This is a genomic window from Streptomyces torulosus (genome assembly GCF_001419765.1).
GTDB classification, from domain to species: domain Bacteria; phylum Actinomycetota; class Actinomycetes; order Streptomycetales; family Streptomycetaceae; genus Streptomyces; species Streptomyces torulosus.
In genome coordinates, this window is sequence record NZ_LIRK01001045.1 from 1 (window position 1) to 1,375 (window position 1,375).

At 76.5% G+C, this 1,375-nt stretch carries 1 protein-coding gene; it reads right to left on the reverse strand.

All coding sequences use genetic code 11. The features are described 5' to 3' along the window. On the reverse strand, nt 1–1,236 hold a 1,236-nt coding region (locus AOK23_RS43915; RefSeq protein WP_107103017.1), incomplete at its 3' end, for a CoA transferase. Nucleotides 1,237–1,375: the final 139 nt, after the last annotated feature.

Below are 1,375 nucleotides of genomic sequence, written 5' to 3' on the forward strand. Positions count from 1 at the left end.
TTCGTCGGCAGAGTCACATGTGGATAAGAGACGGGGGTACGGGTGCGATGGTGCGGGGCGACGAGGGTGCCGTCGCGGCGGCCCTCGACCACCCCGCCGCGATCCGCGATCGCCGTGGTCGAGGGCCTGCGCGGGCAGCGCGCCCGGCCGCTCCGCGGAGCCCTCGACCACGGCGATCCCGGTCGCCACCTGGACGAGGCTGTCGAAGCCCCGCCGCCCCGCCCACGGCCCGTACGGGCCCCACGCCGACAGCTGCGCCACGACGAGGCCGGGGCGCCGGGCGAGCAGGGCCTGCGGGGAGAGGCCGAAGCGGTCCAGCGCACCCGGCCGGTACCCGGTGACGACGACGTCCGCGCCGGCCAGCAGCTCCTCGAAGACGCGTCGGTCGGCGGCACGGGTCAGATCCAGTGCCGTCGACCGCTTCCCGAAGCCGGTGTCGATGTGCTGGTCGGGGAGTTCGGGCGTCCCCGGCGGGTCTACGCGCAGCACGTCCGCGCCCAGCAGGGCGAGCGTGCGGGTGGCCACCGGGCCCGCGATCACCCGGGTCAGGTCGAGGACCCGGACGCCGGCGGCGGGCAGCAGCGGGGCCCCACTCGGCGAGGCCGAAACCGCAGCCATCGCCGCAGCCCCCGGCGCGTGCGAATGCGGCGTCACGCGCGCGTGCGCGGTGTCCGTCCGGTCGTGCTCGACGAGCGGTCCGGCCGCGACCGCCGCGGCCTGGTCGTGCGCCGCCCACTGCTCCGGCGTCCGCAGCGCCACAGCGAGACCCCCGGCCGCGTACACCGTCTCCTCGATCTCCAGCGACGACCGTTCGGCGAGCGCCGCCCCGACGGCGGTCGCGTCACCCTCGGGCAGCCCCAGCGCGGACAGCAACCGCTCCCGGTGGTGCGGGTAGTTGGCGTGCGTCCTCACCCAGCCGTCCGCCGTGCGCCAGAAACGCGACAGCGGTGCGAAGGCGACCGGCGCCCGCCCGTCGATCAGCAGATGCCGCTCGCTGACGAAGGCCGTGGCCACCGCCCCGTCGTCCACTCGTACGCGGGGCACCTCGGTGAGCCCGGCCCGCCGCGCGCCCAGCTCGGCGGCGGCCAGCGCGCACACGCCCACACAGGCACGCGCCAGCTCCCGTACGGGGAGGCGAGCGGGCAGCGCCCCCTCCCGGACGACCGTCGACACGCGTGGCAGCAGGCCGGGTTCGCCGCCCAGTGCCGCCCACGCCGACGCCAGGCTCACGTCCATGCCCGCACCTCTGCCCCCGCTCACGCCCGCACCCCTGTCCACGTACCTGTCCGCGCCCGTGTCCGCGCCCATGTCTGTCATGGGCCCACTGTGCGGTGTGGACGGGATCAACACGGGCGCCGGGGCAGCGGAAGGGCCG